The organism is Candidatus Njordibacter sp. Uisw_039, assembly GCF_047730075.1.
GTDB lineage: Bacteria > Pseudomonadota > Gammaproteobacteria > Pseudomonadales > Balneatricaceae > Njordibacter.
On the sequence record NZ_CP159831.1, the window covers coordinates 119500 to 131859 of the forward strand.

The 12360-nt window shown below is 44.7% G+C and carries 11 protein-coding genes; 5 read left to right on the forward strand and 6 right to left on the reverse strand.

The features are described from left to right. Positions 1-68: 68 nt before the first annotated feature. Positions 69-1559, forward strand: a complete 1491-nt coding sequence (gene glpD / locus ABXT70_RS00570) for a glycerol-3-phosphate dehydrogenase (RefSeq protein WP_443641237.1) — start codon at positions 69-71, stop codon at positions 1557-1559. Between the two features lie 40 nt (positions 1560-1599). Here the strand turns inward: glpD and ABXT70_RS00575 are convergent, their stop codons facing one another. Together ABXT70_RS00575 and ABXT70_RS00580 are read right to left on the reverse strand one after the other, a co-directional pair. Further along, positions 1600-2046 carry a hypothetical protein gene (locus ABXT70_RS00575; protein WP_443641238.1) on the reverse strand — a complete coding sequence of 149 codons (447 nt, stop codon included), beginning with the start codon at positions 2044-2046 and terminating at the stop codon, positions 1600-1602. Between the two features lie 108 nt (positions 2047-2154). After that, complete coding sequence (locus ABXT70_RS00580; RefSeq protein ID WP_443641239.1) at positions 2155-2415, reverse strand: hypothetical protein; 261 nt, start codon at positions 2413-2415, stop codon at positions 2155-2157. 87 nt (positions 2416-2502) lie between these two features. Between ABXT70_RS00580 and ABXT70_RS00585 the strand changes: the two genes are divergently transcribed. From ABXT70_RS00585 to ABXT70_RS00595, 3 genes are read left to right on the forward strand one after another with little or no spacing between them, the layout of a single operon-like run. Then, complete coding sequence (locus tag ABXT70_RS00585) at positions 2503-5211, forward strand: efflux RND transporter permease subunit (RefSeq protein WP_443641240.1); 2709 nt, start codon at positions 2503-2505, stop codon at positions 5209-5211. Then, on the forward strand, positions 5211-6095 hold the full coding sequence (locus tag ABXT70_RS00590) for an outer membrane lipoprotein-sorting protein (RefSeq protein WP_443641241.1): 885 nt from the start codon (positions 5211-5213) through the stop codon (positions 6093-6095). The genes ABXT70_RS00585 and ABXT70_RS00590 overlap by 1 nt, the downstream gene beginning before the upstream one ends. A 2-nt stretch (positions 6096-6097) precedes the next feature. Further along, positions 6098-7390 carry a hypothetical protein gene (locus ABXT70_RS00595; RefSeq protein WP_443641242.1) on the forward strand — a complete coding sequence of 431 codons (1293 nt, stop codon included), beginning with the start codon at positions 6098-6100 and terminating at the stop codon, positions 7388-7390. Here the strand turns inward: ABXT70_RS00595 and ABXT70_RS00600 are convergent. The 3 genes from ABXT70_RS00600 to ABXT70_RS00610 are packed head-to-tail and all read right to left on the reverse strand — an operon-like array spanning position 7361 to position 10482. Continuing rightward, positions 7361-8458 carry an alpha/beta hydrolase fold domain-containing protein gene (locus ABXT70_RS00600; protein ID WP_443641243.1) on the reverse strand — a complete coding sequence of 366 codons (1098 nt, stop codon included), beginning with the start codon at positions 8456-8458 and terminating at the stop codon, positions 7361-7363. The genes ABXT70_RS00595 and ABXT70_RS00600 overlap by 30 nt on opposite strands. Then, positions 8455-9630, reverse strand: a complete 1176-nt coding sequence (locus ABXT70_RS00605) for a vWA domain-containing protein (RefSeq protein ID WP_443641244.1) — start codon at positions 9628-9630, stop codon at positions 8455-8457. The genes ABXT70_RS00600 and ABXT70_RS00605 overlap by 4 nt, the downstream gene beginning before the upstream one ends. A 6-nt stretch (positions 9631-9636) precedes the next feature. Next, entirely contained in the window at positions 9637-10482 is an 846-nt protein-coding gene (locus tag ABXT70_RS00610; RefSeq protein WP_443641245.1) for an AAA family ATPase, read from the reverse strand. 134 nt (positions 10483-10616) lie between these two features. Between ABXT70_RS00610 and ABXT70_RS00615 the strand changes: the two genes are divergently transcribed. Beyond that, on the forward strand, positions 10617-11648 hold the full coding sequence (locus tag ABXT70_RS00615; RefSeq protein WP_443641246.1) for a GlxA family transcriptional regulator: 1032 nt from the start codon (positions 10617-10619) through the stop codon (positions 11646-11648). Between the two features lie 27 nt (positions 11649-11675). Here the strand turns inward: ABXT70_RS00615 and ABXT70_RS00620 are convergent, their stop codons facing one another. Further along, a complete protein-coding gene (locus tag ABXT70_RS00620) occupies positions 11676-12290 on the reverse strand; it encodes an HAD family hydrolase (protein WP_443641247.1) in 615 nt (204 codons plus the stop codon). Positions 12291-12360: the final 70 nt, after the last annotated feature.

Consider the following 12360-nt stretch of genomic DNA (forward strand, 5'->3'; position numbering starts at 1 on the left):
GGCATCATGGATAATGATAACTTATATTATGCAAAGATCTTTTTGATTAAGCTATGGAAGCAATAACTATGGACAGTGGAAGTAACATTAGTGATCTTGTCGTCATTGGTGGCGGTATTAATGGTACTGGTATCGCTCTAGATGCGGCCGGACGTGGACTCAATGTACTTTTGTGTGAACAAGGTGATTTAGCGTCAGCTACGTCGTCTAATAGCAGTAAACTGATACACGGTGGGCTCAGGTATCTTGAACATTATGACTTCCGCCTTGTCCGAGAATCGTTAGCCGAACGAGAAGTACTGCTACATAAGGCACCACATCTTATAAAACCAATGCGTTTTCGCATACCCCATCGCCCTCATTTACGGCCTGCTTGGATGATCCAACTCGGTTTATTTCTTTATGATCACCTTAGCAAACGGGTTACCCTTAAATCTTCAAGTGGAATAAAGTTTGGGCGTTACAGTCCACTATTACCGCATATTAAACGTGGTTTTGAATATTCTGATGGATGGGTTGATGATTCCCGTTTAGTGGTCCTTAATGCAGTAGCGGCTAGACAAAAAGGCGCTGACATAAGAACCCAAACACGGTGCATTAACATTAAGCGTTTCAATCGTTTATGGCATATCACACTAGAAAACGTCAATACTGGTGACACTGAAAAAGTGCGTGCAAGAGCCCTAGTTAATGCGGCAGGTCCATGGGTGTCTAGCCTTTATCAAGACGCTATGCAGAAGAAGGCACCAAAACAAGTGCGGCTGATCAAAGGTAGCCACATTGTAGTGCCTCGTATTCACACAGAAGAAGAAGCTTACCTATTACAAAATAAAGATGGTCGTGTAGTATTTTTGATCCCATTTGAAGACAAATTTACGCTAATTGGTACCACTGACATTGAGTATAAAGAGGACCCTTCTAATGTGGTTATTTCTCAATTGGAAATTGATTACATTTTAGGTATAAGTAATGAGCACTTTAAACATCAGTTGACTGCAGCGGATGTATGTTGGGCCTTCTCTGGCGTTAGGCCATTACTTGACGATGAGTCTGATTCGCCGCAAGCAGTGACTAGAGACTATACCTTTGAGGTTGAGGCCCCTGCTGGCATGGCTCCAATTTTGTCAGTTTTTGGAGGTAAGCTCACAACGTATCGTAAGTTGTCAGAGCTGGCAGTGGATGATTTGGTGGAGTATTTTGAACATGCAGGACCAGCATGGACTATGCAGTCCACATTGCCTGGGGGTGATTTTAAAGACCAAGCTAGTCTGCAGGCGCAACTGAACAGCAATTACCCATGGCTACCCATCGAACTATGTGCCCGCTATGTTCGATCTTATGGCACGTTGATCTATCAAATATTGCGTGATGCTAAGGTGTTGACCGATTTAGGACAGCACTTTGGTGCCGGTTTATATGCACTAGAAGTTAACTATTTGGTGACCCATGAGTGGGCTTGTAATGTCGATGATATTTTGTGGCGCCGCAGTAAATTAGGCTTGTTCCTTAGCACAACAGAGAAAGCCAACCTGGCAGACTATTTACAAACGCGCACATGAGTGGATTACCCAACCCCATATATAAGCGTGCTTAATTGGTTTACTGAGCAATAGCATCCCGTGGGGATACAGTGACCGAAATCTGGCTGCCACGCAAAGTACCCCGTTTAATCTGAATGGTAGCCACACGGCTACCTTTTTCATAGGTGAGTACGGAAATTTCTGACTGAACAGAAGTGATGTTAATCCAACCATGATCAGGCATATTGGTCATATAATAATCAAATGCCTGCACCGTATCTAATTTAGATTTTAACACAGCGCGGCCAATCCATTGTTCACCAGTGTTGAGTAACAAAGACTGGTCTACTGCCAATTGGTCATTAGCAGAAATAGGGATATCGGCGTAAGAATTAGCTACTACAGGGCTATCGCCGGCTAAGGTTTTACCACCAGCAGTTGGGATGGTGGTGGCAGGCATGGTGCAAGCTGTCATAAATACCAGACCAAGTACTAAGCTCACGGCTTTCACAGATTGGTTTAACATGGCTCAAGTCCTTTTAACGGAACAATTTAACTAAATATTCCGTAAGTATAACTAAGGCGGGCGATGAAAACAGCATTTTAGGTGTTATTGCCACGATTACCCTGTGTCTTATGGCTGAGTATGTTGCATAGTCTGCCATCGTTGGGCGGCCTTAAGGGTAAGATGGCCATTAGGCATCAGCTGCAAGGCCTTATTTAAACGTTGCTCAGCAAGAGCTAAGTGTCCGCTTTCCATGTAACCTAACGCTAACTGAGCGTATATGTCTGCAGCTAACTGCCGTTGCATTGGTTCCACTGTGGTACCAATGCTGCACGCAGTAAGCCACGGCAGCGCTATGAAGGCACCGATTAGTAAATTCCTTTTTATCATAATAAAAGCTTAGTACAAAAGTCACATATTGTTTGCTTCTGATAGGTTTTCTATAATTAAACCTATTGCTTCGCTTGGAGTTGTATCGTGAAAAATCTTCTGTTGGCCATCAGTGACTATTTTGAACGATTGCCAAATCGCCTGCGGCCTTGGCGTTGGGGCATTATTACCTTGGCGTTAACCAGTACTATATTTATGGCGGTAGGTAGCACCAAGTTTGTTATTGATGTGACTGTAGACTCATGGTTTAACGAAGACGATCCAGTATTACAAAGCCTAGACGAGTTCCGTGATCAATTTGGTAGCGATGACGGTTTATTTATTGTTTATGAAGCTAAAGATGGAGACGTGTTCTCTGCCGCCTCTTTACGCCTAGTCGACCAGCTCACAAGCAGCCTTAGCCACTGGCAGGACATCCCCCAAGGCACCCTAGAGGCAGCCGGGATTACCCTTGAATTAGCTGTTGAACTCGATCACATAAAACGTGTGCAATCTCTCACTAATGTACGTATTCAAGTGAATGATGGAGATACCTTAAGCTCACCCCGATTGATCCAAAATTTGGTTATGGATAGTGACGAAACCGAACAGGTTAAAGCCATCGCTATGGCCCAAAGCAATTTACCTTTATTCCTGTTCTCTAACAATCACCGTTATGGCGCCATTATGGTGACTACAGATTTTGGCGCAATTCCATTGGCACAAAGCCTTGGAAAAAACACTAATGATTTGATGGCAGATGACGAACTTGAGTTAGCAGACGACTTTGATGATGGTTTATCGACTAATTTTGACGCTACAGCCAGCCAAGCTGAGGTGCGTTTTGAAGACATGGACTCAGGCCTCTATCTCACTTTTATGGAGGCCGTGAGTCGCTTATATAAACAGCCAGAATTTGTAGAACAGTTTAACTTTTACCCCATTGGCAATGCGTCTATGGTTGAGCTTGCAGTAGATGATCTGATGCAGGCAGGGATGTTGCTGTTAGGTATGGTGTTGGTGATTAACGTCCTACTGTGGACGCTATTTCACTCTGCTAGCGCTGTCTTGTGGCCACAAATTGCTATCGGTATCAGCGCCTTATTTGTCGTAGGTACCTTGGGATGGCTAGGCTTAGAATCTAGCACCCTCATTAGTTTAACGGTGATGCTGATTGTTGCCGTAGGTGTGGCGGATTGTGTACACGTTTTGAGTAGCTATGTGTATTTCCGGCGTCACGGGCATGACCATGAGCTTGCTCTATCCAAAGCCTATGGCAAAACTGGATTACCTATATTGCTCACTACCATTACCACCATGGCGGGTATGGGGGCATTAACCATCACCGGGATGGCTCAGTTTGTGATGTTTGGTGTGACCTCTGCGGCAGGTGTATTTTTGGCGTTTTTATACACCATTTTTTTACTGCCAGCCCTAATGGATTTGTGGCACCCTATGCCTATGGAAAAGGCAGCTCCCAAAAAGCTTGGCTGGCTTTTATGGTTATCCTACTTGGTATGGCCTATGGCCATGTTGCTTAAGTTGATTTGGTTATTGTTATGGCCTATTCGTTTTATTTTGCGGCGCAGTGGTTTGCAATGGTTACTGAGTGGCATTTGGTTGCAGGACTTGTTGGATAAAATTCCAGCCTTTGCACAGCAATACAAATACACAATAAATTTTACTTTTGTGGGTTTATTTGCCGTGTGTTTGTATGGAGCGACACAGGTAAAGGTAGACTCTAATATTGCTGAACTTTATCGTGAAGGCTCGCCACTAAGAACGGCTTATAACGTAGTTGATGAGCATATGATGGGTACTGGTAGCCTAGAAATTTTTGTGGATATGCAGCAGTCTGATGCCTTGATGCAAGCTGACGTATTACAAACTATGGACCGCCTCCAGCGGCAAATAGAAAACAAATACAGCCATCATGTTATTCGTACTAATTCCTTAGCTGACCTCGTTAAAAACACCCATGCCATCATGCAAGATGGTAGCGATGTTTACAAAACCATTCCTGATAACAAGCTAGCCGTTTCTCAACTGCTTTACCTATTTAATAGTTCAAACCCAGAAGAGCGGCGCGCCTTGGTGAATGATGATTACAGTCAGAGTCACATCAGCGTGCAACTTAGAAACGCCGGTTCTAGTGAATATGCAGAGTTTTTTGAACTGGTGCAGATTGATATTGAAGAAGCCTTTGCTGGTCATGGAGAACAATACCCCAATATGGATGTTCATGTGACAGGCACTTTGGCCATGATGATGAGGCTGATGGATGATATGAGTAATAACCAGTTTAAAAGCTTAGCCTTAGCTATGGTTATTATCTCGGGTTTGTTAGTGCTTACTTTGGGTTCAGTCCAAGCAGGACTGATGTCTATCATCCCAAATATGATACCAGCAACATTGGCTTTTGGCCTCATGGGGTTGATGGGAATACCTTTAGATACAGACACCTTAATGATTGCCCCATTGATCATAGGTATTGCCGTAGACGATACTATTCACTTTATTACCCACTATCGAATGGCATTGGCTAAGCACAGTGATATGCGTTTGGCTTTGGTAGGCACCATTAAAGAAGTGGGCCAAGCCGTAACCTTTACCAGTTTGGTACTAGGTTGTGGTTTTTTTATGCTGAGCTTTAGCAATTATTTGGGTCTTGCCAAGGTGGGTGCATTTGGGTCGTTAGCTATCTTTGTGGCCTTGTTGTGCGACTTGCTATTTTTCCCGGCTTTAATCATGGTATTTAAACCTAAATTTGGCCAACAAAACGTGACAGATAATCTGCAATTTAAAGGAGCTAAATAATGCGGTTAATCAAGGCGATGGCGCTACTCAGTCTTAGTCTATTGGTGGTGGGCGTTGTCCAAGCAGAAATGACTGCCCGTGAGTTAGTGCAAGAAATGGATGAAAATCGATTAAAAACTACAGATTCATCTTTCAACCTAATGCAACTCACTACCTGCAAATATGGCACTAAAGATGGCAAACTCAAGTGTGTAGAAAAGCCCCGCATTAAACTATTAGAAAGTGCCCAAATTAATATAGGCGCTAATAATAAAGACAGTAAGTCCATCGCCATCATCCTGGAGCCTCCTAGTGAAAGGGGCATTGGCATGTTGACCTATACCTATGATGCTAGTGATAAAGACAACGAAACTTGGCTCTATTTATCAGCACTGGGTAAGGTAAAACGTATTGCCTCGGGTAGTGATGATGAGGCGACCGAGCCCACTAGTATGTTTGGTTCAGAAATAACCACCGAAGACCAAGAAACGGGTAAATTGGATGATTACACCTATAAAATTTTGCAGCGTGGAACCTATAAAGGCCGACCAGTAGCAGTGATTGAATCTGTGCCTACACCACAACGTTTACAGCACACTCGTTATGGCAAAGTAAGAACATGGGTCGATACGGAACGTTTTATAAGTCTAAAAATGCAAATGTTTGACAAACATGGTAATGCCATTAAACAGGTATCGGTGGCTAAAGTTGAGAAAATTAATGGCATTTGGTTAGCTAGAAGCATGACCTTCAAAAATTTAGTGAGTCAACGTTTAACTAATATGAAAATAAAAGCGATAAGCTTTGGGCTTAACATTAATGACGGTTTTTTAACGCAGCGGGCGCTGACTGACCAAGCCTTTAGGCAGAGGCACCTACAAACCCTTAGGGAGCAGGTGCAATAGACATGGGCATTGAAGTGGTAAAGAGACTGATTGCCTTGTGCTTAATTGTTATGTTTGTTGGCATGCCAGCTCAAGCAGGTGATAACTTGTTAAGTGATGATCTGTTAAATGACAACTTACTGGGTGACGATTTATACGATGGTGGAGATTTGTTTGCCGATGATGCCTTATTGGAAGAAAGCATTATCGTTGCACAAAATAAGCCTTTACAGCTTAGTGTGGAGCACAAGTTGACGCTTAACCCCCAAGCCAGTTATCAACGCACTAATCACTCCACAGATGCACGTTTATCAAGTGAGGCACCTGTTGGCCTATGGGGATATGGAGCATTGGAGTTAAAGGCCATACAATATTGGCAAGGCGACACAAATAAATCCGTTACAGGTCATTTTAGTCTGCTGGAAGTTGAGCGTTTGGTGCTGCAGTACAGCTTAGCTGATATCAGCATTAAGCTTGGCCGTTTCATACAGAGCTGGGGGGAAGTAGAAGGTTCTGGAGTATTGGACGTGATCAACCCAGAACCTAGCCTCACCAGCAGCGAAACTGGATTTACGCCACAATGGCTAGTGAGTGGCAGTTATTATATGCCATCAGCGCAAGTGTCTTGGTTTGTTGGCCTAGACCCCAGTGTCACTGAACTACCAAGCGTGGTGTTAACCACCAGCGTGGCGAAAGAGTGGGGTGCTAAATATGGCCACACAGGGGCAGGTAGTGATTGGGCCATCTATACAGGCTATATGGTACCTAATACGCCAGTACGCAATTTAGCCACAGCAATGGCTTCGGCAAAGGCCTACCAATTGATCGGTTACAGCTGGAACAAAGCCATCGATGACGATCTAGTTAAATTCGATGTAGCCTACAAACGGGGCTTAGAGCATAACCTAGGCTACACCGGCCTAACTGCCAATAATCGTTTAGATACTGCTCTTGGCTTAGAGCTAAACAATGGTGATCGACAGTGGAACGCTAGCTTAACAGCGCAGCACTGGCTTAATTATCAAGCCAGTTACCTCACCTCAGCGTTAGTGCCGGTGGCCAGCAACCGAACAGACGTAACTTATAGCCTAGGTGTTAATGATAGCTTTAATAATGATGAGTTCAATTGGTCGCTCACACACATTGGCACTCCCGATGGCGCTCTCAGGGCACTGACTGGAGAGATTGCTTGGATACCTACCGATCAATGGCAAAGCAGCCTAAGCTGCGCCACCATGTCTGCAAAAAGTAATACCGTCTATGCATTGCTGGATGGCACCCAGCGATTAACTTTTAAGGCTAAGTTCAGTTATTAATTGGTTGACCCGTTTGTTGATACTGGAGCTTTCAATGGCCAGATCAAACACGATGTCAAAGTGATTGCGGCCGGCTACTTCAAAGCACTGGCTACTAACACCATCGCTGAGCAGCTGTTGGTGATACTCTTGGCTTTGGCGCTTAAACTCTTGGGTTTCGTTGCTGCCGTAGGCAATAATACAAGGTGGAAAACCTTGGTTACTGTAAAGACCTGGGCTTAGGTCTGTTGCGCTTTGGGCAGTGAGGTTTAACGGTTCGTTGACGTAGGTGTCAACTAACGGACGGAGGTCATATACCCCACTGAGTAACACCGCACCGGAGATAGATTGGGCACTAAGGCCATGCAGGTTTTGTTGAGCTGCCTGTAACACTGAAGCGCATAAGTGCCCACCCGCAGAGCTGCCAGCAATAATTACTTTGTTGGTATCAAAGCCAAGTTTCTGAGCTTGGGCAATTAGCCAAGTCACAGCGCGACAGCACTGAGCAATCATTTGGTTAATAGTGGCTTCTGGGGCAAGAGTATAGTCCACTACTGCTAGATTGATACCTTGTTCCAGTAACCCTGGAGCCATTAAGCAGGAATCGTCTTTACTCAGTTTCTGCCAATAACCGCCGTGAATATAAATCACCAAAGGGCCACCAGTTTGAGCAGGAAAGTAATCAAGCAATTCGCCTATACTATCGCTATAGGCAAGGTTGCTCTGATAGCTCAGCTTACCCTGAGCATCCTTAGAGTGGCTGATGTAATCGTTGATATACACCATGATGTCATCTACACAGGAGCTGGGAGAATATTCTTGCTCTACTTTTGCATGGCTCATATGTTGCCATGGCACTGGGAATCGACGCCTCAAGAGAGCCTCCTTAGTAGGCACATTGACGAGGCGGTGGACTTTAAGTAGCTTGTTAATAGTCCGGTGGCAATTGCCACAATCTCCAGCCACTCCAAGTGCCACGCGTAATTTACGAAAGTCATCATGGCCCTCTGCAATCGCCGCTTCAACAGTATCCTGACGGATATCAAAACAAGTACATATGACAGGGTTGTTGTTTGAGGGGGTAGTCACTTTGCAAGCGCCTTTATAGAATCGCTGAGGCCGCTCAAAGTCATGGGGTACATTCTGTCATCTATGAGCTGCTGAGTAAGGCCAATGGAGTGAGTGTAACGCCAATGGTCCTCTGCGACGGGATTAAGCCATGCGACTTTATCGAAATGGGTGGTGAGACGCTGCATCCACGCATGGCCAGGCTCTGGATTCATGTGTTCTACACTACCGTAAGGACTGCTGATTTCGTAGGGCGACATGGAGGCATCACCGACAAATATAACTTTGTAATCCCGCCCATAGGTGTGAATAATATCGTGTAAAGAGGTACGCTCATTTTGCCTTCGCATGTTGTTGCGCCAAAGGCTTTCGTAAACGAAGTTATGAAAATAAAAGTGCTCTAAGTGTTTGAACTCAGTACGGCAAGCGGCAAATAATTCTTCGCACACTTGGATGTAGGGGTCCATAGAGCCACCAACATCGAGCATAAGTAACACTTTTACTGCGTTGTGGCGCTCGGGAACTAGCTTAAGATCCAGCATACCTGCATTTTTGGCCGTAGCGCTAATGGTGTGGTCTAAATCCAGTTCTTCAGCTGCCCCTGTACGAGCAAATTGCCGCAATTTACGTAGTGCTACTTTAATGTTGCGCGTACCTAGCTGAACGTTGTCATCAAGGTCTTTAAATTGGCGTTTTTCCCATACTTTGGCAGCACTCTTGTTGCGGCTTTCACCACCCACACGAATGCCTTCTGGGTGATAACCGCTGTGACCAAATGGGGAAGTGCCTCCGGTGCCAATCCACTTACTACCACCTTGGTGGCGTTTTTCTTGCTCTTTGAGGCGCTCCTTAAAGGCGTCTAAGAGTTCCTCTAACCCACCTAAAGACTTGATCTTGGCTTTTTCTTCATCACTCAACTGCTTGATGAATTCTGAGCGCAGCCATTCTTCTGGAATGAGTGCGCTAAGTACATCTTCTAGACTTTCTAGTTGCTTAAAATAAGCACCAAATACGCGATCAAATTTGTCAAAGTGAGCCTCATCTTTAATCAGGCAAATGCGGGCAAGGTGATAAAAATCATCCATGTCTGCAAAAGCTAGATGTTGTTGAAGGGCTTCCAGCAACACCAAGTATTCTTTGATGGAAACAGGAATTTCAGCACGCTTTAGAGTGTAAAAAAAGTTAACCAACATAATAAACTACCGTTGCTCCCTGCGGGCCATAAATGCAAGTCGCTCAAGTAATTGAACGTCTTGTTCATTTTTCAACAAAGCGCCATAAAGTGGAGGGATAGCTTTGGTTGGGTCACGATTAGCTAATAAATCTTCGGGTATTTCATCGGCCATAAGAAGCTTGAGCCAATCAATCAATTCAGAGGTGGATGGTTTCTTTTTGAGGCCAGGTATAGCACGCACATCGAAAAACATCTGCATGGCTTCTGCCACCAGAGCTTGGCTAATGTCTGGGTAGTGCACATCAACAATAGCCTTCATAGTGTGTTTGTCGGGGAAGTTAATGTAATGGAAAAAGCAGCGGCGCAAAAACGCATCAGGTAACTCTTTTTCGTTGTTACTGGTAATAATCACCACTGGGCGATGTCTTGCTTGAACCCGTTCACCAGTTTCATAAACATGGAATTCCATCTTGTCCAGCTCTACCAGCAGGTCGTTAGGGAATTCAATGTCTGCCTTGTCGATTTCATCAATCAATAACACAACACGTTCATTTGCATCAAACGCTTGCCATAGCTTGCCTTTTTTAATGTAGTTACCCACATCGTGAACCTGGTCACTGCCTAGTTGTGAATCACGCAAGCGTGACACAGCATCGTATTCGTAAAGGCCTTGCTGGGCCTTGGTAGTGGACTTCACATGCCATTGCATTAGTGGCATCCCCAATGCAGCGGCAACCTCTTCTGCAAGTAGTGTTTTGCCGGTGCCAGGCTCTCCTTTAATAAGCAAAGGGCGCTGCAAGATTACAGCAGCGTTAACAGCCATTTGTAAGTCTTTGGTGGCGACGTATTTTTCGGTACCGGTGAAATTCATAAATAAAACTCAAATATTTGTTGATATGCCTATTCTGGCATGAATCGTATGGCTAAGCAGTAAGACTTACAAGTCATCTCGTCACTTTTTCAAGTTGCTCGGGTCCTCCTGAAAATTAGTGGTATAGTTAGTTTATGAATGAACCCATACAACCTAAAGCCAAGGTGCAGGTGTTTCCCCTAGAAACGGTGCGTGCCCCAGTAACTAACAAACAGCCGGGCGAGCTGCGCAACTTCTCTTTTTTGTTGCAAGAAAACTTCTCCATGATGGCCCTAACCTCTGCTTTAGATGCCTTGCGAACCGCTAACTTGCTTAGTGAAGAAGAACTCTACACCTTTCGTTTGGTGAGCTTAGATGGCGCTGCTGTGTGCAGTGATTTGGGTTTTGCTGCCATGGCTGATCAAGCATTAGGGGAGCTTAACCTTGACCATATGGACGCTTTTGTAGTTTGTGGTGGTTTGCGAGTAGAGCTGCAAGCTCCACCTCAATTAATTAAATTCTTGCGTCAATCTGAAGTGCAAAAAAAGGCCCTGGGATCTTTGTGGAACGGTTTATTTGCATTGGCCCACGCGGGTGTTATTGATGGTAAAGCTTGTGTGGTCCATCGGGAAAATAGGGCCAGTTTTAGGGAAAGTTTTGCCGATATAAATTTGAAAGATAAAGCTTACGTTATCGACAACCAGCGCTTTAGTTGTGCCGGCGGTAATAGTGCTTTAGATATGATGCTAGAACTCATGTTAGAGGCGAGAGGCAGGCCCTTTGTGCGAGGAATTTGCGATATTCTTACCTGTGATCGTATTAATGACGCGGGTGAACCGGCATTCCTCAGTGATCAGGCTGATGCGCAGTTGCCACAAAACCTTAAAGACATTATTGGGTTAATGGAAAACAACATGGAAGAAATGTTGTCAGCCGAAGAAATTGCTTCTTTAGTTGGCATTACACGGCGACAAATTGAGCGTCAGTTTCAGCGTTACTTAGGTAGCACCCCCACGCGTTATTATTTGGAGCTGCGCCTTAAACGATGCCACCAATTACTCACGCAAACTCATCTAAGTATGAGTGATATTTCACTGGCCTGTGGCTTTGTGTCGTACCCGCATTTTAGCAAATGTTATCGGCAGTACTTTGAAGTAACACCGTCCCATACCCGCCGGCAGTCCTAGGGTTTAAAGGTGGCTGATAAGCATTATTTAATTATCTATGAGCTGGTGTAAATCTTTAATTCCCCAATCGGTCATGTGGGGCCACGGGTGCTGTGCCGATGTGTCAATGTGAACTGTGGCAATGTTGGCCGCCTTGCCGGCTTCCAAGTCAAACAAGTAGTCGCCAACCATCACGCTATCGCTGGGTTTTGCGCGCCATTGATCTAACAATAATACTATCCCAGCGGGATGAGGCTTAGGCTCGCAAGAAGCTCGATCCAAAATATTGTTAGCAGTAAAAAACCCATCCAAGTTACAAGTTTTAAGTGTTTGTAAGGCAACGGGCATAACGTTGCGAGTCAATATGCCTAGATTGACACCCTTTTCTTGAAGGTGTTCGAGTAGTTCAAATGCGCCAGGCATAGGTTTAGCTAAACTGGCAAAGTGATACTCCATGGCATTAATTTTGTCCCACATGGGTGCGGCTTGCTCAGGGGGCATGGCTTGCACGGTCTCCAAAATACCTTCGTCTGGAGCTAAACCGAGCTCACTTCTCATCATGGTAAAGTCGTGCACACCGATGGTTAAGGTGCCGTCCATATCAAAAATCCAGTGCTTACTGGCTAGAATATTTTCTTGTAGATTGTTTAGTGTGTCTTTCATGGGCTTAATTTAACAAATTTTGAATGAATTAGGCTAGTTTTACTTTCCTTTGTTTAGCCTTATGGAGCCC